Origin of the sequence: Faecalibacillus sp. MSK20_93, assembly GCF_020589945.1 — a bacterium.
Classification (GTDB): Bacteria; Bacillota_I; Bacilli_A; order Erysipelotrichales; family Coprobacillaceae; genus Faecalibacillus; species Faecalibacillus intestinalis.
Genome location: NZ_JAJDKA010000001.1, coordinates 124647 through 144949, shown reverse-complemented (window position 1 = coordinate 144949; position 20303 = coordinate 124647). Strand labels below are relative to the sequence as shown.

General features: G+C 27.8%; 21 protein-coding genes. 8 read left to right on the top strand and 13 right to left on the bottom strand.

Features of this window, described 5'->3' with window-relative positions; genetic code table 11:
* Nucleotides 1–19: 19 nt before the first annotated feature.
* The 5 genes from LJD34_RS00745 to LJD34_RS00725 form a co-directional block, all read right to left on the bottom strand.
* Nucleotides 20–409 carry a hypothetical protein gene (locus tag LJD34_RS00745; RefSeq protein WP_117792446.1) on the bottom strand — a complete coding sequence of 130 codons (390 nt, stop codon included), beginning with the start codon at nt 407–409 and terminating at the stop codon, nt 20–22.
* A 2-nt stretch (nt 410–411) separates the two neighbouring features.
* A complete protein-coding gene (locus LJD34_RS00740) occupies nt 412–819 on the bottom strand; it encodes a hypothetical protein (RefSeq protein WP_117792448.1) in 408 nt (135 codons plus the stop codon).
* A gap of 55 nt (nt 820–874) precedes the next feature.
* Nucleotides 875–2872: a penicillin-binding transpeptidase domain-containing protein gene (locus LJD34_RS00735; RefSeq protein WP_227358943.1), complete on the bottom strand. Its 1998-nt coding sequence runs from the start codon at nt 2870–2872 to the stop codon at nt 875–877.
* Between the two features lie 2 nt (nt 2873–2874).
* Nucleotides 2875–4896, bottom strand: coding sequence for a helix-turn-helix domain-containing protein (locus tag LJD34_RS00730; protein WP_227358942.1), 2022 nt, complete (start codon nt 4894–4896; stop codon nt 2875–2877).
* 208 nt (nt 4897–5104) lie between these two features.
* On the bottom strand, nt 5105–5413 hold the full coding sequence (locus tag LJD34_RS00725) for a hypothetical protein (RefSeq protein ID WP_032091353.1): 309 nt from the start codon (nt 5411–5413) through the stop codon (nt 5105–5107).
* A gap of 169 nt (nt 5414–5582) precedes the next feature.
* On the opposite strand from LJD34_RS00725, the gene LJD34_RS00720 reads away from it, so the two are divergent.
* The 5 genes from LJD34_RS00720 (at nt 5583) to LJD34_RS00700 (ending at nt 10475) form a co-directional block, all read left to right on the top strand.
* Nucleotides 5583–6254 carry a response regulator transcription factor gene (locus LJD34_RS00720; RefSeq protein WP_032091354.1) on the top strand — a complete coding sequence of 224 codons (672 nt, stop codon included), beginning with the start codon at nt 5583–5585 and terminating at the stop codon, nt 6252–6254.
* A complete protein-coding gene (locus tag LJD34_RS00715; RefSeq protein ID WP_227358941.1) occupies nt 6247–7233 on the top strand; it encodes a sensor histidine kinase in 987 nt (328 codons plus the stop codon). The genes LJD34_RS00720 and LJD34_RS00715 overlap by 8 nt, the downstream gene beginning before the upstream one ends.
* A gap of 83 nt (nt 7234–7316) precedes the next feature.
* Nucleotides 7317–7994 carry an ABC transporter ATP-binding protein gene (locus LJD34_RS00710; RefSeq protein ID WP_118473289.1) on the top strand — a complete coding sequence of 226 codons (678 nt, stop codon included), beginning with the start codon at nt 7317–7319 and terminating at the stop codon, nt 7992–7994.
* Nucleotides 7987–8469, top strand: a complete 483-nt coding sequence (locus LJD34_RS00705; RefSeq protein ID WP_227358940.1) for a hypothetical protein — start codon at nt 7987–7989, stop codon at nt 8467–8469. Before LJD34_RS00710 ends, LJD34_RS00705 begins: the two co-directional genes overlap by 8 nt.
* Nucleotides 8470–8714: 245 nt before the next feature.
* Nucleotides 8715–10475, top strand: a complete 1761-nt coding sequence (locus tag LJD34_RS00700; protein ID WP_227358939.1) for an ABC transporter permease — start codon at nt 8715–8717, stop codon at nt 10473–10475.
* Nucleotides 10476–10577: 102 nt separating this feature from the next.
* Here the strand turns inward: LJD34_RS00700 and LJD34_RS00695 are convergent, their stop codons facing one another.
* Together LJD34_RS00695 and pnp are read right to left on the bottom strand one after the other, a co-directional pair.
* Nucleotides 10578–11141, bottom strand: coding sequence for a Maf family protein (locus tag LJD34_RS00695; protein ID WP_227358938.1), 564 nt, complete (start codon nt 11139–11141; stop codon nt 10578–10580).
* Nucleotides 11122–13263, bottom strand: coding sequence for a polyribonucleotide nucleotidyltransferase (gene pnp / locus LJD34_RS00690; RefSeq protein ID WP_117867754.1), 2142 nt, complete (start codon nt 13261–13263; stop codon nt 11122–11124). Before pnp ends, LJD34_RS00695 begins: the two co-directional genes overlap by 20 nt.
* Nucleotides 13264–13374: 111 nt before the next feature.
* Between pnp and LJD34_RS00685 the strand changes: the two genes are divergently transcribed.
* Together LJD34_RS00685 and LJD34_RS00680 are read left to right on the top strand one after the other, a co-directional pair.
* Nucleotides 13375–14628 carry a hypothetical protein gene (locus LJD34_RS00685; protein ID WP_032091358.1) on the top strand — a complete coding sequence of 418 codons (1254 nt, stop codon included), beginning with the start codon at nt 13375–13377 and terminating at the stop codon, nt 14626–14628.
* A gap of 48 nt (nt 14629–14676) precedes the next feature.
* Nucleotides 14677–15456: a ZIP family metal transporter gene (locus LJD34_RS00680; RefSeq protein WP_032091359.1), complete on the top strand. Its 780-nt coding sequence runs from the start codon at nt 14677–14679 to the stop codon at nt 15454–15456.
* Here the strand turns inward: LJD34_RS00680 and LJD34_RS00675 are convergent, their stop codons facing one another.
* Nucleotides 15457–16083 carry a DUF421 domain-containing protein gene (locus LJD34_RS00675; protein WP_032091360.1) on the bottom strand — a complete coding sequence of 209 codons (627 nt, stop codon included), beginning with the start codon at nt 16081–16083 and terminating at the stop codon, nt 15457–15459.
* 54 nt (nt 16084–16137) lie between these two features.
* Here LJD34_RS00675 and LJD34_RS00670 point away from each other — a divergent pair, with 54 nt between their 5' ends.
* A complete protein-coding gene (locus LJD34_RS00670) occupies nt 16138–16488 on the top strand; it encodes a hypothetical protein (protein ID WP_032091361.1) in 351 nt (116 codons plus the stop codon).
* A gap of 9 nt (nt 16489–16497) precedes the next feature.
* On the opposite strand, the gene greA is transcribed toward LJD34_RS00670, so the two are convergent.
* Genes greA through LJD34_RS00645 form a run of 5 tightly spaced genes read right to left on the bottom strand, consistent with a single transcriptional unit; the run spans nt 16498 to nt 20299 of the window.
* Nucleotides 16498–16983 (bottom strand): transcription elongation factor GreA, encoded by a 486-nt coding sequence (greA, locus tag LJD34_RS00665; RefSeq protein ID WP_022001124.1) that lies wholly within the window; start codon nt 16981–16983, stop codon nt 16498–16500.
* Nucleotides 16984–17042: 59 nt separating this feature from the next.
* The gene (locus LJD34_RS00660; RefSeq protein WP_081919061.1) at nt 17043–17504 is read right to left on the bottom strand and encodes a DUF4234 domain-containing protein; all 462 of its coding nucleotides are present in this window, start codon (nt 17502–17504) and stop codon (nt 17043–17045) included.
* 3 nt (nt 17505–17507) lie between these two features.
* On the bottom strand, nt 17508–18137 hold the full coding sequence (gene udk / locus LJD34_RS00655) for a uridine kinase (protein WP_022001126.1): 630 nt from the start codon (nt 18135–18137) through the stop codon (nt 17508–17510).
* A complete protein-coding gene (locus tag LJD34_RS00650) occupies nt 18127–19380 on the bottom strand; it encodes a peptidase U32 family protein (protein WP_119363211.1) in 1254 nt (417 codons plus the stop codon). Before LJD34_RS00650 ends, udk begins: the two co-directional genes overlap by 11 nt.
* On the bottom strand, nt 19367–20299 hold the full coding sequence (locus LJD34_RS00645; RefSeq protein ID WP_022001128.1) for a peptidase U32 family protein: 933 nt from the start codon (nt 20297–20299) through the stop codon (nt 19367–19369). The genes LJD34_RS00650 and LJD34_RS00645 overlap by 14 nt, the downstream gene beginning before the upstream one ends.
* Between the last annotated feature and the right edge of the window lie 4 nt (nt 20300–20303).

Sequence of the window (20303 nt, the reverse complement as noted above, 5' to 3'; positions counted from 1 at the left end):
TTGGACACTTTATTTTTAATTATTTCATCAAACTATAAACTATTGTCTTTCCATCATTTTTATGGATTGTTATTTCAATAAAATCTTGTCTTTGATTAATATCTATATTCTTTTTTGTTAAAGGTTTGCCTGCATTATCAATGTCAATGTCGATCACATCAATTCTATTACTCAATCTTATTTCTAGATGATTCTTTTCAAAGAATACTGGTTCTCCTCTTTCAAAAATAACAATAGAATCACGATTACTTATTTTCTTTTTTAAAATAAGATGCTCTTGTTTATCAAATTGATGAAAAATCAAAAAATAGGAGCCATTATAAATACGGGTAAAAATCATTGTAGAAACAATACAAAATATCATAAATGTTTCCACACCAAAAATAAATAACTTTACTTTATATTTCATACCTACTCCTTTTGTATTATAGACCTGATTGTTATCGTTGGATGATTCCTCATATAAATTGATGGAATATGCCTTTTCCATTTAACATTTACATCTTGAGTATTATTAAAATCAAGATTTTCACTTGCATAACATACTGTTGAATAGCTATATGTTTCTAAATTATTAAAGGTAATATCTACACGGATATATCTATCAAACAATGACAAACTCCATTTTTCATATATTTGTACCTTTGCTTTTGATGTCGCATCCTTATTTTCATAAAGTAATACGTCTTCAGGTTCATCATGAATTATTAAATCCCAAATAGTATTATTAGAAAAATAGTTCATTACTATAAATAAAGAAACAATGCCAATCATAAGCGTTTCAATAATCACAAGTTTCTTTAAAAGATACTTTCCCATTTTTTCCCTTCTTTAAAAAACGAATGAAACTTCGTTAGAAATTTCATTCATTTAGTTAATCACTTACTTGAGATAAATATAAATCTAATGGTGCTTTTGTATGTTCAACAACATAACCACTACCACCACGATTTTTAACATCTTCCACGACAGTTGTCATTAAAATAGGTTGTTTTTCATCTATCGTCATGACTGTAAACCAACCAAGTTCTGTTCCTGTCGTATCGCTTTGACTTTGTTTGATTTCTGCCGTTCCTGTTTTTCCGGCAAGAATGACATTATCATGATAGATGGCATGTCCTGTTCCATTTTCATCCGCAATGGCATTAATAAGATCTTCTTTTATTATTTTTGTTGTTTCTTTTGAAAAAACATTTTTAATCCATGTTTTTGTTTGTCCTTGAACTATATGTGGCTGATAGATTGATCCATTATTAACAAAAGCACTATAGATACTTGCAAGTTGAAGTGGATTTATCAAAATTTGTCCTTGACCATAGCCACTATCAGCAATTAATTGATCACTTACTTTTTGATTTTTATTGATATACTGACTTTTATTTAAAGCAAGTTCAAAAGTAACCTTTTTACCAATCTTTAAGTTTTTATAATATTTAAATAAATTCTCTTTTCCAATATTCAACGCACTTCTTGCAAAGTAAACATTATCAGAATACGTGATTGCATTCTTTAAATTATTAGGTGAAGGCGCATGTAATGTTGTCACATAATAATTACCCCAACTTGAATCTTTTTGCCATTTATCCTTAGTCCCTAAATCCTTATTTGGATCAATCGTCTTTGTTTCTAACCCAATAGCTGCTGTAATAGGTTTCATAGATGAACCGGGTGTATAGGTTTGTTTATAACGACTCATCAATGGTTGGTTGACATCATTATTTAAAGCATTCCATTTATCTGTTGAAAGCCCTAAAACAAAATCATTGTTTGAATAGGATGGTGTTGATACAAGTGCTAAAACTTCTCCTGTTTTTGGATTGAGAGCAACAGATGCACTTTTATCATTTTGATATTCATTATAAAGGCTTTGTTGTAAATCAATATCAATTGTTAGTGTAATATCTTGTGGACTCATTTTAACTTCTTTATGACAAAGTTCTTTAATAACTTTATCATTTTTATCAACCAATTCAATTTTACCAGATGTGATTCCTTTTAGCTTTTCTTCATAAGCCGCTTCAATCCCATTTCTTCCAATGACTGAAGTCGAATTATAGCCTTCATTTTTATGTTTTTTTAAATCTTCAGCATTAACATTTTGAACATAGCCTACGATATGTGAAGCCACCTTATCGTAAGGATACGTACGAATACTCACTGTCGAAATTTTAACGCCGTTGATACCTAAAATATTCTTATTGATTAAATCGTTTTTAGTTGCTTCAGAAACAGTTTTGATAGGTACAAAAGAATCATCATTAATCCAAGATGCACTCATTTTCTTTTGAAGGGTTTCAACATCTGTTTCTAAATACTGTGCAATTTGTCCATAATCATTTTCACCATTTAGTTTTCCTTTTACAAGTCCAACAGAATAACCTTTTCCATCTTCAGCAAGAACTTTTCCATTTCTATCTAAAATACGTCCTCTTTTTTCAGGATTATATGTTGTTATTTTTATTTTGCACCCATCAGTATACCCATCCATAATTAGATTTTTATTAAATTGGATTTGTTCATCTTTGACCCCTACTTTATTTCGATAAGTGATTCTTCCTGCAAGGGTATCAATATAGATTAAATATTCAATGACACTATCTTGTTCATCTAAGATTTTTATTTGAATATTTTTTGCATCAATTTCTTCATAAAATTCTTTATATTTTTCAACAAAGTATTTTTGTGTAGGTGTATACACTATTTTGGGATTTAACATTTGATACATTTGTTTATAATCTTTCTTTTTTAAAAGTTCAAAATACTCTGTAACAACTTGTTCATTACTTTTCCCTTGATTAAACACAAAAAACACAGAAACTATCAGTAAAACACAGGCACTTATTCCAATGATCCATTTCTTTTTATCTTTCATTTCTACTGTCCTCCTACAGAATATGCATAATCTTCATTTGTTGAAACGTCTTTTTCAATAACAGGATCACACTTTACTAAACCAATATCCCCTGGTACACGATAACCAACAAAGGCTACCAAATAACAATCCTTTCCCTTTTTTATACGATAATGATATGTAATATCCATGGTTTCCGTTTCACCTAAATAGGTAATTGTCGATGTATAAGTCATTTCAACATAGAAATCATTAATATCTCCCGCTAAAACTTTGATTTGTTTAATTTGCCCCGTTTCTTGTGCTCCATCCTGTTTAAATAATTTTAAAGAATGAAAATAGGCATCTCTTGTCACAACATAAAAGTCATTGGATGATGAAGGAACTTTAAAAAGAGATTCTCTATCATCAAAATCAGGTAATGTTGAGTCTTTTTTCAAATAAGCAACCATTTTATTAACAAGCTCTTTGGCTTGTTTTCGATAGTCATTATCAATTTCTTCTTGTTCTTTTTTATCTTCTTTATAGGTCCCGCAATAAAGAGTTACACTTGAATCATTTTGAAGATTATAAATTTGAATTGTCCCATTTTTATCTAAAAGATTATCTTCATTTAAAATACAGTTTTCATCTAAGGCAATAATATATTGAGCTTCTTCATCTTTAGATAAAGTTAAAGCAATCGTCCCATTTTGTTTTGTTTCATCTGCATCAAAATATTGCGTTTTATTTTTTATTTTTAAAGTTAATTGTCCTGCATTTTCTTTAAGATATGTTTTTGTTTCACCGTTATTTTTATTAAACCATTCCCCTTGCAATGTAGGAAAAATATTAAAATATGAAATTCCATCACCACGATCGCCAAAAGTAGATACATACACTTTCTTTTGATTTTCTTCGTTATTATAAGTAAAAACGTAACAATCATTCGTAAGCCATTTTCCATGATAACCTTTCATTTCTGTAGAAACAGTATCACTTTTTCTAGCAAAGCATAAATAAGTATAATGGTAAATGTCCAAACGGTGGTCATTATCATCATATTTTAAAACAGCTCTGTTTTTTAAATTTGAAGAAAAAGATGAAATTTCTTCATCTTTTTGAAAATACTGAAATCCAAAAATAGAAATTACAACAAATCCTAAACAGCCTATTAAAACATATTGAATCTTAATCTTCTTTTTCTTAATTAGACAATAATTAATGAAAAGACAACATAAAATAATGAGATTAAATATAATTTGATTCATTGAATGAATATATTCAAATCCAAATCTTTTTAAGATAACTAAATAACCAAGTTGTAAGACCAATAATGAACAACCTATAACACTGGTAAATAAAGAAATTAAAAATGAACTCTTCTTAATTTTTGTTTCTTCTATATCATTTTCTAATTGATCTAAATCATTAAGATCAACGAATAAAATCTTTTGATTTTTCTTTAAAAGTATAAAATCTTTATAATTAATTCTTTTAAATTGTGGAAAACTATAAAAAATAGCTTCTTCATTTTCTTGATAAGTCATTCCATTATCTTTAAATGTATAAAAGACTTCATGTTCTTTAAAAAAGTTGCTTTTACAAAAAATTTGCATAAAAGGAAATAATATGAGAATAATTCCTAAAACAATAAAACTTTTACCAAGAATATCTACATAATGATGAGTATATTGTTGAAGTGGTAAAAAAGCAAAACCTCCTAAGATAAACATAATTCCTATAAAATTGAATAGCCAATAAGCCTTACTTTCAAAAAAATGATCTCTCAAATATTTTTTATAATACTTCTTTTTTATTAAAAAGTTTTTCTCACATAGAGCATTTTGAACTTTATTTTCTTTTCCCTTCAATAAATCATCAACACTTATATCAAGAACACTTGCAAGATCAACAAGAATTGAAATATCGGGTAACCCTACCCCGGTTTCCCATTTAGAAATTGTCTTATTAGAAACAGATAATCTTTCTGCCAGTTCCCCTTGAGTCATTCCTTTTTCTTTTCTTCTCTTTGCAATTACTTTTCCAATTTTTTTACTATCCATATAAACAACTCCCTTACACCTATCATACTAAAAACTTTCTTTAAAAGATACAACATTCCATCTAGAGAATATGTCTACGAAGCGTGGAATCCCTTGATATTACGTGTTTTTTATAAAAAATGGATTACAAAAATAATTTTATATTTTTTCATCTAGCCATTCTTTTTCAAATAAAAAAGATGAGATTTTATTTCTCATCTTCATGCTATTATACTCTTTTTACTAATTTCTTAGAAACAGCTACCATAAGTACTGCTCCAAAAAATAAACATCCAACTCCTAAATAATAAAATATTCCTTTAGAAAAGATTCCCTCTAAAATAAGACCTAAAGCAAAAATAATTTGCCCTAAACAATTACTCTTACAATAATCTCTAACAGATTCATTTGTATATTTCTTGTTCATTCCTTTTGTTAGAAACGAGTTCCCATTTGCTATTAAAAGAGCCATAATCATTAAAACCACGCCAAGTCCTGCAATAATGCCTACTCTTACAATCTCTGCAAAATTATTCATAATATTTTTCCTCCTTTTTGAACCTTTTCTATTTACTTAATTATATCATAATAAAAACAAGATTATTATCAATTGATTCTATTTATGAAAATATCTTTTATCTTTTTTGTTAATCTATAAGTTGACAATCATGTCATAACATAGATAATTAATTAACAGGTGATGAAAAATGTATAATATTTTATTAATTGAAGATGATAGACCTTTAAATAAAGCAATCTCTGTTTATTTTAAAAAAGAAAAATTTTATGTATTATCTTCTTTTAGCGGTCAAGAAGCACTTGACATACTCTCTCAAAATAATCTTGATCTTATTATTTTAGATATCAATCTCCCTGATTTATCTGGTTTTGATCTTATTGAACAAATAAAAATTATCAATTCAAATATTCCTATTCTTATTTTATCTGCCTGTGATTTGGATTCAGCTATTTTACATGGTTTTAATTTAGGCGCAGAAGATTATGTAACAAAACCATTTAATATTGAAATTCTTCACAAGAAAATAAATGTTATTTTAAAAAGAAATACAAAAAACACTTTCTACAAAGATGACCATCTATTTTTTGATAAGAATACATCTAAATTAGTAATCGATAATAAAGAAATCAAATTAACACCTCTAGAATTCAAATTATTATCTTTATTTTTAGAAAATCAAAATCAAATAATTTTAAAAGAAACAATCATTGAAAAAATATGGGATTCAAATGAAAATTATGTTGATGAGCATACATTGCTTGTTAATATATCTCGATTAAGAAATAAGATAGAAGATGATAAACACCATTATATTAAAACTGTTTATGGCCTAGGTTACAGGTGGTGTCATGATGAATAAAATCATTGCAACTCTTTATGTTTTATTTTTATTTTCTATTTCAATAATCATTTTCCTTTCAACAAATTCTATCTTAATAAAATGCTTAATCATCTTAAATGCATTAGTAAGTATTTTTATACACTATCTAAACATTTTTTCTTTCAAATCAAAAATAAATCATTTAACACATTATATTTTTAATACTTTTGATAAAACAGCAACTCAAAGCAATAAAGAATATGAAGAAACGATTGACTCAAAATTATTACATCAAATTAATAAATATAAACAAGAATTGGATATCGAAAAAGAAGAAACAATCCATTCTAAACAAGAAATTCAGTCATTAGTCACTCATATTTCTCATCAAGTAAAAACACCTTTAGCTAACATTAAAATATACAACGATTTGTTAGCACGTAATGATTTATCTAAAGAAGAAGCTATTGACTTTCATATAATGCTTAATCAACAAATTAATAAACTTGATTTCCTAATGGAATCTCTTATTAAAATGTCTCGATTAGAAACAGATATCATTCAATTAAATATTGAAAAAAATGATCTTTATTCTACTCTAATTGAAGTCATTAATCATGTTTTCTTACTTGCTGAAAAAAAACATATTAATATCGAACTATCCAAAAATACACATATCTCTGCCCTATATGATGAAAAGTGGACTCAAGAAGCTATTTTTAATGTTTTAGAAAATTGCATAAAATATTCAAATAAAAATACAACCATAACAATTCAAATATCAAAAAATACTTTCTTTTCTAAAATTACAATTACTGATCAAGGAATTGGTATAAAAAAAGAAAACTATAATAATATTTTCCAAAGATTTTATAGAGCACAGGAAGTGCAAGATGAAGATGGTATTGGTATTGGACTCTATTTGACAAGAGAAATCTTATCTAGAGAAGAAGGCTATATCACTGTTCAATCCGAATATGGAAAAGGTTCGACTTTTACAATCTATTTAAAAAGATAATGAATTTTTTAATTCATTATCTTTTTTGTAACAAGTTTGTGATATTTATTTTGTAGAATATAGATAATCAAAGGAGAGTGCTTATGGAAATCGTAAAAACAAAAAACTTAAAAAAATATTATAAAATGGATAACTATACTGTAAAAGCTGTGGATAACATTAACTTGAATATTAACAATCATGAATTTATTGCAATTGTTGGAAGTTCTGGTAGTGGAAAATCTACTCTTTTAAATTTACTTGGTGAATTAGATAAACCTACCAGTGGAAAAGTATTTATTAATAATATTGATATTACATCAATGGATGAAGATGAACTGGCTATTTTTAGAAGAAGAAACATTGGTTTCATTTTTCAAAATTATAATCTTATTGGTAATCTCACTGTTTTAGAAAATATCACTTTACCTATTGAACTTGATGGTAATGAGATTCCATATGATTTTATAAACGAAATACTTCATGTTTTAAAACTAGAAGATAAAAAAAATATATATCCCAATAAACTATCAGGTGGTCAACAGCAACGTGTTGCTATCGCTAGAGCGCTGGCAACAAGACCATCTATTATTCTTGCAGACGAACCCACTGGAAATCTTGACTCAAAAACTACTCAGGAAGTTATAGGATTAATTAAAAGAACAAGTCATTTATTTAAACAAACAATCGTCATGATTACTCATAATGAGGATATTGCTCAATTAGCTGATCGTATTATAAAAATTGAAGACGGAAAGTTGCGTGAAAACAATGATGAATAATAATAAAAAAGCAATCAATAAACTCACATTATCAACATTAAAAAATAAAACAAAAACACTTTTTATGTTTGTCTCTATCATTCTTGTTACTTTTATGATTTATAGTATTTTTTCAATTGGATTCAGTTACTATGACAATTATCAAACCTATAATCTACGAAGTGCAGGGACAACAAGTCAAATCATGATGACGAATCTTACTAAAAAACAAAAAAACAAATTAAATGATTTAGATTATATTAAAAATATTGGTAATCAACACTATTATGGTCGTATTAATTTTGAAAATTCCTATTCAGATAGTCAAATCGTTCTTTCTAATTATGATGATATTGAATGGAAAGAAGACATCTTGCCTACAGTTGCTTCATTTGAAGGAAATTATCCTACAAAGAAAAATGAAATTGCTTTGTCAAGATGGACATTAAATAAATTAGGTTATAAAAACAAAAAAATTGGTGATTATATTACTTAAATATAAATCATCAAAAACAAAGATTTAATATTAGTGCTATTTTTACTGATTATTTAATTGGTCGAGATCAAAAAACCAAAAGTGCTAATGTTGCTGCAGCAACTTTTTATTTCAAAGATCATCATCAAGAAATTAATCAAATAGGAAATATTATTATTTCAAATATGTACGCTAAATCACATTCGTCTCTTTATCAAGTCACAATGGTCTCTCTTAAAGATAAACACCAAGATGCTGATAAGATTATGTCCCAATTAAATAAAGACTTAAACTTAGCAAAAAATCAAAAACTCTATAGTTTCGGTCTTTTAGCAAATAAAACAGACGGTTTGTTGTCTATTGTAGCATGTGCATTTCTAGCAATTCTAATTGTATTAAGCGGATATTTTATTATCAATAATATTATGCAACTGTCTATCAATAATGACATTTATTTTTATGGACAACTTAAAACAATAGGAACGACCCCAAAACAAATAAAATCGATTGTAAAAAAAGAAACACTATTTTATGCTTTATTAGCAATTCCTATGGGATTAGTGTTTGCATCACTATTTTCATATTTTTTAGTACCTTATACACTTCGGCGATTAATATCGGGATCAGCTATTGAAAACATCTTTCCATGCAATGTTTCATTTAGCCCTTTCTTGTTTTTAATTGTTATTATTTATGTCTTACTTACTATTTGGGTAAGTAGTAAAAAGCCGGCAAAGATTGCTAGCAAAATATCACCTATTGAGGCAATTAGATATAACGGTCTAGGTAATGCATCATATATAAATAGATCATTTTCTATTTTCAAAAAAAATCGCATACTGTCTCTCGCTATTAAAAATATTTTAGGAAACGGTAAAAGAAATATTTCTGTTATACTTTCACTATTTATTGGATTATTTTCTTGTTTAACAATTTATTCTGCCATTTCAAAGCCAGATTATAATATTCTTTTTGCTAGACAACAGCCTTATTCTTTTAATATCGAGGCAAATAATCCAAATAACGAAGGAAAGCAAAGTGATATAACCAATAAAGAAATCTCAAAAGTACAATCTTTAAAAGAAATAACTGAATTAAAAATCGTTAAAACTGCTTATTCAACAGTTACAGGTTCATCTAAATTTTTGCAAAAAGAATTAGGTAAGAAGAATAGTTTTGCTAAAGAAAGCAATCATTTTAAAGCAACTATCATTCTTTTAAATGAAGATGATCTTTCTCATTTTTCTAAAACAAATAAAACAGATAACATATCATTTTTAAATGGTGATAGCATCTATCTTTTAGATACATCTGTATCACGTAAGTATATAAATGATTCCCTTTCAATACAAAATAATAACGGTGAACTTATCGATTATAAAATTGAAAATTTATTTAAAGAAGATTCTAATTTTCTACAAGATGCCCAAAATTATTTGATTTCTGATAGTGATCATATCTGCATTTATATGAGCGAAAAAGGTCTTGAAAAATTACAAATAGATCCAATTTATGAAGAATTAAAAATCAATACTAAAAATGTCAATAATGAAAAACTTCAAGAAAAACTTTTAAGTATTTTTAAAAACTGTACTATCACTTTTAAAAGTCAAATCAACACCATCAAGCAATTACAACCAATTATAAATTGCTTTATGTTTGTAGGTATTCTTTTTGCATGTATTTTACTTATGTTAGGAATTTTCAATTTTATTAATATTATTATCATGAATATCAATTCAAGAAAAAAAGAATTGGCTACATTAGAAGCAATTGGAATGACAAAAAAACAACTGTATAAGTTGCTTTCTTTAGAAGGTATTATTTATTTTGTAATATCTCTAGTTCTACTGACAATTATAGGAATTCCGTTATCGAAGATGATTGTTTCTTTATTTCAAAATACGCTTTATTATTTTAAATATCATTTTTCATTTCTTTTATATTTTTTAATTAATTTCATACTATTTATAATTTGTTTAATTACACCAAGAATATATTATACAAAAACACAAAAAAATAAATAAACAATTTAAATTTATTTAATAAAAAGAGGCATAAAATCTATCGTAAATTATTAGATTTCTATGCCTCTTTTAATCTTATAAAGATATATACGCGTTATATTGTTAAGCTTCTAAATATTTGATAACTTTATACATTGGCATTCCAATGACATTTTCTAAATCTCCATCAATCTTTTCTGCAAACTTTGAAGCAACTCCTTGGATTGCATAAGCACCCGCTTTGCCTTGCCATTCATTTGTATCAAGATAATTTTCAATTTCTTGATCAGATAATTTTTTAAATGTAACAGTTGTTGCATCTGTAAATGTTGTGCTTTGTTGATCTTTAATGATACATACTGCTGTAATAACAACTTGTTTATTATTCGATAACAACTCAAGCATTCTTTTAGCGTCTTCTCTATTTTTTGGTTTTCCTAACATTTCATCTTGGAAGGTTACCATGGTATCTGCTGAGACAATGATATTGTTTGGATATTTTATTTGAAGTGGTTTGGCTTTTTGTAAAGCAATGTTTTCTAGTCTTTTAAAAAGTGTTAAACTTTCGTCTAACACTTCTTCTGTTTCTACAAAATCTACTGTGTAGTCTATTCCATATTTATCGAAAAGTTCTTTTCTTCTTGGAGAACTACTTGCAAGTATGATTTTATTTTTCATTTTTTTCATTTTTTTCTTCTTTTTTAACTGGTTTTGGAAGTAAAGCTTTTCTAGAAACATTTACTTTACCTTTATCATCAACTTTAGTTACTTTAACTTTGATGACATCTCCTACCTTACATACATCTTGCATTTTGCTTGTTCTTTCATAAGACCAATCAGAAATATGTAAGAATCCATCAGTTCCTTCAAATAAAGTAACGAATGCATAATTATCATTTACACGTGCAATTGTTCCATCATAGATTTCACCAACTTCAGCTTTTTTAACAATTCTTTCAATTAAAGAAACAGCTGTGTCGATTGCTTCTTGATCACTATGGTAGATAACCACTGTACCGTCTTGATCAATATCAATTTTAACATCATTTGATTTTTCAATGATTTCATTAATTGTTTCTCCACCACGTCCAATAACATCTCTAATTTGTTCTGGATCAATATGCATAACATGCATTTTTGGTGCGTATTTAGATAAATGATCACGTGGTGCAGGAATAGCTCCTAACATACAATCCATGATTTGAGCACGTCCTACTTTTGCTTGTGCTAAAGCTTCTTGTAAGATTTCTTTTGTAATACCATCAATTTTGATATCCATTTGTAAAGCACAAATACCATTTTTAGTACCAGCTACTTTGAAATCCATATCTCCTAAGTGATCTTCCATACCTTGGATATCAGTTAAGATTGTATAATCGTCACCTTTTTTAACAAGTCCCATCGCAACCCCAGAAACTGGATTTGAAATTGGTACACCAGCAGCCATTAATGCCATTGATGATGCACAGATTGAAGCTTGTGAACTTGAACCATTTGATTCTAAGACTTCCGAAACAACACGGATTGTATATGGGAAGTCTTTTTCACTTGGAATAACTTGTGCTAAAGCTCTTTCTCCTAAAGCACCATGTCCAATTTCACGACGTCCAGGAGCACCCATTCTTCCTGTTTCACCAACTGAATATGGTGGGAAGTTATAATGATGCATGAAACGTTTTTGATCTTCTAATCCTAAACCATCGATTTTTTGAACTTCTCCCATAGCTCCTAATGTACATACAGATAAAACTTGTGTTTCACCTCTTGTAAATAAAGCAGAACCATGAACTCTTGGTAATAAATCAACTTGTGCATTTAATGGACGCACTTCATCAATTTTACGACCATCTGGTCTAATTTTTTCTTCCGTAATTAAGCGTCTTACTTCATTTTTTTCTAAGTCATGTAAGATAATTCCAACTTGTTTCATCACAGATTCTTTTGTTTCTTCATCTGCATATTCTTTTTCATCATATTGTGCAGTTACACGATCCATGATTTCATCAATGGCTGCATATCTTTCAAGTTTTCCTGGAATAGATACAGCAGCAACCATTTCATCATTACATAAATCTGTAATTTCTTGAACTAAAGCTTCATCTAATTCAAATAATGGAATTTCAATTTTTTCTTTACCACATGCTTCAACAACTTTTTCTTCAAAAGCAATTAATTCTTTAATAGCTTCATGTCCAAACATTAAAGCATTTAACATTGTATCTTCATCAACTTCTTTAGCATCTGCTTCAACCATATTGATGGCATCTTTTGTACCAGCTACTTCTAAATTGATTAAACTTCTTTCCATTTCTTCTGGACCAGCATTGATGGTAAATTCTCCATCAATTAAACCAACATTAACACCTGCGATTGGTCCATTGAAAGGAATATCAGAAACACATAATGCAAGAGAAGCCCCTAACATTGCTGCCATTTCTGGAGAAGCTTGTTGATCTACTGATAAAACAGTATTAACAACTTGTACTTCATTTCTAAATCCGTCTGCAAATAATGGACGAATTGGTCTATCAATCATTCTTGCAGTTAAAGTTCCATGTTCACTTGGACGTCCTTCTCTTTTTAGAAATCCTCCAGGAATTTTACCTACAGAATATAATTTTTCTTCATATGTAACTGTTAGTGGAAAGAAATCTACACTTTTTGGTTCTTTCCCTGCAACAGCTGTTGATAAGATGACTGTATCATCATATCTTACTAAAACACTACCATTAGCTTGTTTAGCTAATTCTCCTACTTCTACTGTCAGATTTTTCCCGTAAAAATCTGTACTAAACACTTGTTTACTCATTTTTTCACCTCTTAATTTTCTGCATTATTATAGCATATAAAAAATGTTTTTAAAAACATTTTATGTTATTCATGATAAATAAATGATATAATAATGCATGAGGTGAATTTTATGAACGAAAACGAATTAAAAAGTATTGAAAGATATTTCAATAAATTCAATGAAGATGCTGCTTCTTTCAATGAATTTGAAGCAAATGATTTTATTAAATTATTAAAAAACAATGGTAGAAATGATGATGCAATTGAAGTAGGAAATACATTTTTACAAATGGCTCCTTCTTTAAAAGGATATATTAATCAATATGGGTATGCTTTATATAATAAGTTTATTAATATTGATGATGAAAAAATAAAAGAAAAAGAAAGTTTATTCTTTGATATCCTTGAAGATATTTTAGGTATTTGTAAACAAGAAAAATATTCTCCTGTTGAACCAGCAATTAATAGAGCAATTAAATATGCATTAAATCAAACTCCAATCAATTATGATTTAATGATCAAAATGCTTAATAAATTAGATGTTAGATTATTATCTGATAAACCTTTTGTTAATAACGAAGGTAGAGAATTTGAATCTTTCAAAGAAAGATACTTTAGATTAAAAGTACGTGCTTTATTTGAAACAAAACAATATAAAGCATGTGTAGAATGTGCAAATCAAGCATTAGCTACACCACTTAAATGGCATTATAATGCTTTACAATGGATCAAATATTATAGAGGATGTGCTTTATTAGAATTAAAAGAATATGATGAAGCTAATAGAGAATTTATTTCTTTACATAATCGTATTAAAGGAGTTAACTTCTACGAAGTTTTATATAAAACAAATGCTACTGTTGGTAAAGTAAAAGAAGCAAATGCTTATTTACTTTATGAATTCTTTGAAAAAGGTTATGCCCTTGAACAACTTCCTTTATATCAAAGATTAAATGAAGCTGTTGAAAATAGTGGTAATGAATTATTAATTAAAGTGGTTCATTCATTTATTAAAGCATTATGTAATGAAAATCAAAAAGAATGTGACTTTACAATCGATGTAAAATATCAAGGTAAAGATTCAAGTAGTTTATATGATGAAATGTATGACTTAATCATGTCACATCTTGATAGTTTAGTTACTCGTAAATCAGGTAAAGTTGTTTATTACAATGAACAAAATCAATTTGGTAATATTTCTGTTTATGATCATGATCCTATCTTCTTTAGACAAGCAGATTTTGCTTACGACGAAGAAGTAGAAAGAAATATTCGTGTTAATTATACTGTTTTACCTACTTATGATAGTAAAAAACAAAGATTAACTGAAAAAGCAATTTTAGTAACTATTGATGATAGTGACTATGACTTTATTAATAGATAAGCCTAGATGAAATGATAAGACCTTCATAGGATACTATGGAGGTCTTTTATGTTATCAAATTCACAACTTTTTTTACTTGCTTTAGTACTTTCTATTTTTAACTGGCTCATGACTTTTTTAGGGTCAAGTCTTGTTTATTTTGTTAAAAGTAAAAGTCAAAAACTTGTCAGTATTGCTTTAGGTTTAGCTGCTGGTATTATGATTGCTGCTACTTTCTTTTCATTGCTTCTTCCAGCAATCCAACAAGTTGAAGATCATCTACTTTTACTTTTTTTGATTCCACTTGTCTTTTTTAGCGGTGGCTTATTTTTAAGATTATGTGATAAATTTCTTCCCCATGAACATATTATTTCTCATCAAAAAGAAGGTCCTACAAATACTCTTTCTAAAAATAAACTTTTATTACTAGCAATGACCTTACACAATATTCCCGAAGGTTTAGCGGTTGGAATTGCCATTGCAAGCGTTAAAACTAATCTTGTTCCTGCCCTTATTTTATCTATTGGTATTGGTATCCAAAACTTTCCTGAAGGTACGGCCATTTCTTTACCTTTACATGAAAGTGGTATCTCACGTTTTAAAGCAATGATGTATGGTCAATATTCTGCCCTTGTAGAAATTCCAAGTGCACTTTTAGGTTTTTTATTTGCTCAACTTTTTAGTAGCATTCTCCCTTTTGCTTTAAGCTTTGCAGCTGGAGCGATGATGTTTGTTTGTATCGAAGAACTGATTCCTGAAGCAAATGCCTTAAAAGAAGTAGATGTTGGTACGATGAGTTTTATGGTAGGATTTATGATCATGATGATGTTGGATATTATGTTTGGATAGTTATTTTTTTATCACATAAAGACCCTTTTTTTCTAAAACACAATAAAGCACATCTTCTATATAAGAAATGTGTTTTTTCTTTAATTCATTTTTCAACCACGCTTCATCTTTATTTAAAATTTGAAGTGCTTCTTGATTAATACAGCCATCACTGATCAATGCATCAGGTAAAAGTGTTTGACTTTCTTGTTTTGGAATAACCGATAAAGAACCATTTGTTTCTAGAATAGCAAAATCCACTTTAGAAACACTATCGATATCACTTACTCTTAAATGATGACATAAATCATCTATACTATAGCGTAATTTTTTCATATTTTGATATTGTATCTTTCCTCTATAAATGATATAACACGGTCTTCCTTCAAAAAAATCTCTCAATTTTTTTGAACGCATCGTAATAAAAGATTCTATTCTATCTAAAATAATGAGTGTCAGTGTGGCTATCACACTATCTAAAACAGACAAATCTTGTGTTTCTAAAGACATTGTCGTGATTTCAGAAATCACTAAAAAAACAACAAAATCAAAAACATTGAGTTGACTAAATTCTTTTTTTCCAAAAAGCCTAAGTAAAACTGTTAGATAGATATACATAAAAATACTAATGATAAATATTTTAAACATATGTTCTCCGTTCTACTTACTCTTTTTTTTCATATTCTCTATTAGGAGGTTTCTATGAAAAGAAAGTTAATGCCTTATTTATTATCTTATGCATTTTTATTTGTAAGTTATTTAATCATTAGTTTTATTATGGCTATTCTTTTTTCTTTTATGCATGTTTCATCTTTTATTTATCAATTACTGATTACTTTTTTTAGTTATCTTATCTTAGTTGTTTTCACTTTTATTTTTTATAAAATGGTAAAAGAAAAGCCATTGATCCACGGAATGACCCTTTCAATGACTTATTTAATTATTCAATTTATATTTCATTTAAAAGATATAAATATTCAAATTTTAATAAAACCTTTATTTGTTTTTATTATTTATTATTTACTTTATTATATAAAGAAAAAACAACAATAACTTGTTGTTTTATGCAGTAAATTCAATATCTACAATTTTTACATCATATGCTTCAGCAACCCCAACAGTCACGATTTCATTAACTCCATGACCAATAAGTGCTTTAGCAAGTGGTGATTCATTTGAAATCTTACCATTAACAGGATCAGTTTCGAAAGAACCTACAATTGTATATTTTTCTTCTTCAGGATCATCTAAAGATAAATCTAAAATTGTAACTGTTGTCCCAGGTTTAACAACATTTAAATCCATTTGTTCTTCAGAAATGATTTCTGCATTTTGAAGCATATATTCAATTTCTTTAATTCTTTGTTCGATTTGAGCTTGTTTATCTCTAGCTGCATCATAATCAGCGTTTTCTGATAAGTCACCTTGAGAACGAGCTAATTGTAATTCTTCAATGACTCTAGGTCTTTCAACATTAATTAAATTATCTCTTTCTTCTTCAAGTTTTTCTACACCAGATTTCGTAAGTAATACTTTATCTTTATCCATTTTAAGTCACCTCGTAATCAATAATATAGCATATTTATATCTAAATATCTAGTCTATTTTTATGAATCATAAGCATATTTATTCAAATCATTTTGAATAAGTGCTCTTGCTACAATATTTAATCCAAATATTCCTAAAATCAAATAAACAAGAGCACGATAATTATCTACCATTTCTCCTTGATAAGTTTGAAAATCACTTAATCTCTCTCCAACTTTATACAACCAATAAAGTTCATATAAACCTAAAGTAATAATACTTAAAATCAAGACTTTAAAACCTGAAGAATCTTCTTCTCCAGTAAGTGTATTGACATCACTGGCAAGACAATAAAGCCAATAAAGTCCATAAATTCCAAACGTAACAATTGATAAAATAATACACATTGGAATACTACGTCTAGAAATTGCATAATCTACTCTATGTTGATTAAATTCATATTCATTAAATGTTTTCGTTCCACAATAAGGGCAATAACGTTCTCCATCTTTAATTTTTCGACCACAATTTGTACAATACATCTTTTACTCCTTAGCATCAATAACACTTGAAATCTTAGTAATTAAAAGATCGATGGCTACTGTATTATTTCCCCCTTCAGGGATAATGATATGTGCATATTTTTTTGAAGGTTCAACGAATTGTTCATGCATTGGTCTTACTGTTTCTAAATATTGATTACATACTGAATCAATAGAACGTCCTCTTTCTTCAATATCACGTTTTAAACGACGAATAAAACGAATATCAGCATCTGTATCTACAAAGACAAGAATATCACATAAATCTCTAATTTTTTCATCATATAAAACAAATAATCCTTCTAAAATATAAACATCTCTTGGTGTAATTGTTTCAACAACATCACTTCTTGTATGTTGAGTATAATCATATGTAGGTTTAGAAATTGATTTTCCTTCTTTTAATTGTTTTAATTGTTCTACAAGTAAATCATTATCAAAAGCAAAAGGATGATCGTAGTTTGTTTTAACTCTTTCTTCAAAAGAAAGATGACTTTGATCTTTATAATAATCATCTTGTTTAATAATACATGTTGTATGACTTCCTTTAAAAAATTCATACACTTGTCTAGAAATAGATGTCTTTCCTGAAGCACTTCCTCCAGCAATACCAATAATAATACTATTTTTCATTTGTTAAAACCTTCCTTCCCATATCAAATTCAGACAATGGTTGCTCACATTTTAAATAAAGAATTTCCATTGGATGATTTGCTACTTCAACTGATTCTCTATCTTCATTGTATATTTCTTTAACTTCAATTAAAACATTTTCATGATGTGGTGAGAAAAATTCAATTTGATCTCCCACTTTAAAATAATTTCTTTGTTCAATCATAACTTCATGTTTATCTACATCATAACTTAATACACGCGCACAAAAATCTTGTGTAGGATGCTCATCTCTTTGATTATAAAGTTGATAATCACTGTTTGGAACATCTTTAAAGAAGCCTGTACATAAAGCGCGATTGGCTGCCTTTTCTATTTCTTTTCGATAACCATTTTTATCAAAGTTTTCAGGATCATCGCAATACGTATCAATCAATTTACGATAAGTAGATACAACAGTTGCAATATAATGCAATGACTTCATTCTTCCTTCTATCTTAAAAGAATCAATCCCTAATTCAATAAGTTTAGGTAATTCATCTACTAAAGACATATCTTTACTTGACATACTAAAAGGAACAATTTCATCATGATTTAACTGTTGATCTTTTTCAAAAATATCATAATACCATCGACAAGATTGCGAACATCCTCCACGATTGGCATCTCTTCTTGAAAAATAATTAGATAACATACATCTTCCAGAATAATGGATACACATAGCTCCATGAATGAAATACTCTAAATCAATATCAACCTTTTCTCTTACTTCTTTTAGATCTTGATAATCTACTTCTCTTGCAAAAACGACACGATCAACACCTAAATTTTCATAAAAACGAATCGCACTGGTATTCATAGTAGATAGTTGAGTAGAAACATGGACTTCTAATTTTAAATGCAATTTTTTTGCTAAAGACATAATATAAGGATCTGCTACAATAATTGCATCTACTCCAATTTCATCTAGCTTTAAAAGATATTCTTCTAATCCCTTTAAATTGTCTTCATGTAAAATAATATTACATGTTACATGGATAGCCGCATGATGTGTATGGGCAAATTCTACAGCTTCTTGAATGTCTTCTAAAGAAAAGTTAGAAGCACTTGAGCGTAAAGAAAACTCTTTTCCACCTATAAAAACTGCATCTGCACCATATAAAATAGCTACTTTTAGTTTTTCTAAATTACCTGCTGGCGCAAGTAACTCTGGCTTTTTAACAATGACTCTTTTTCCATTAATAACTTGACTAACTTCTCTCATTTTCTTCTCTCTTTCTTACATCAGAAATTTTATAAACCGTTGAATCAAATAAAAAACTATGGTAGTAATGAACATTTGGTGTTAAACGATAAAGTAATTGCATCAACTCTATTGATTCTTTATTGTATGTTTGATTTTTAATTGCTTCTATAGCTTGTATATAAAGATGTGTAATTTCTAATAAATCTGTTTCATTTATATATTGACCATCAATATATAAATAATCAAAATCATTGAATTGATTAAGAACATCTAGTGCACACATTTGATTAGTTGAAGTAATGTGGGTTCCATATTGATCTTCATAAATATGACAATGGTCCTCTACACCATTGGCTTTGATTTCAATTTGTGCCTCTTTATCTACATTAAAATCAAGATGTGTATACTCTTTATAATTAGACAATAACTTTCTTTTTGAATAAGCCATATATTCAACCCCATGTACTTGAACCATTGTTTTTAATTTACAATTTTGTCCAATCATTTGTTTTTCTTTTAGCGGGATTTCTCTTGCTAGAAAAGCGCCATCTATTCCTTGTTCTTTTAAAACAGATAATGTGAGATGATTTGTATTTAATGTTTCTGGATCATAGATTTTTTCAAATGAATATCCTTTTTCATTACAAATTTGTAAAACTCCAAAATCTTGAAAAATAATCCCATCTATTTGACATTCATTTAATTTATCTAAATGATTCTTTAAATCATCTAAATATTTTTGTTCAACTAACGCATTAACTAAAACAAATAAACGAATCATTGGATATTTTTCCTTTATTTCTTTTAATTCTATATAATCAACTGTTAAAGCTTGTCGACATGAAAATTGATTTGTTCCTACAATAAAATCATGGACACCTAAATCCAAATAATCATAAAGATATGATAAACTATTTATATTAATTATTAATGACACTTAT